Source organism: Staphylococcus cohnii subsp. cohnii (genome assembly GCF_002902365.1).
In the GTDB taxonomy this organism is placed as follows: Bacteria; Bacillota; Bacilli; order Staphylococcales; family Staphylococcaceae; genus Staphylococcus; species Staphylococcus cohnii.
The window spans coordinates 1-203 of sequence record NZ_PPQC01000055.1; the positions used below are offsets into that span (position 1 = coordinate 1).

General features: G+C 38.4%; 1 tRNA gene. It reads right to left on the reverse strand.

Annotation, left to right across the window (positions count from 1 at the left end):
- Positions 1-54: 54 nt before the first annotated feature.
- A tRNA-Ile gene (locus tag CD032_RS09895) sits at positions 55-131 on the reverse strand.
- Between the last annotated feature and the right edge of the window lie 72 nt (positions 132-203).

The window sequence follows — 203 nt, forward strand, 5'->3', positions numbered from 1 at the left end:
TGCTTGGTAAAATCATAAATTTTACTTACTTATCTAGTTTTCAATGTACAAAAATGGTGGGCCTAAGTGGACTCGAACCACCGACCTCACGCTTATCAGGCGTGCGCTCTAACCAGCTGAGCTATAGGCCCATCATAAATAGAATACTCTGATGAGCATTCAAAACTGAATACAATATGTCAATGTTATTCCTTTTCATCTTC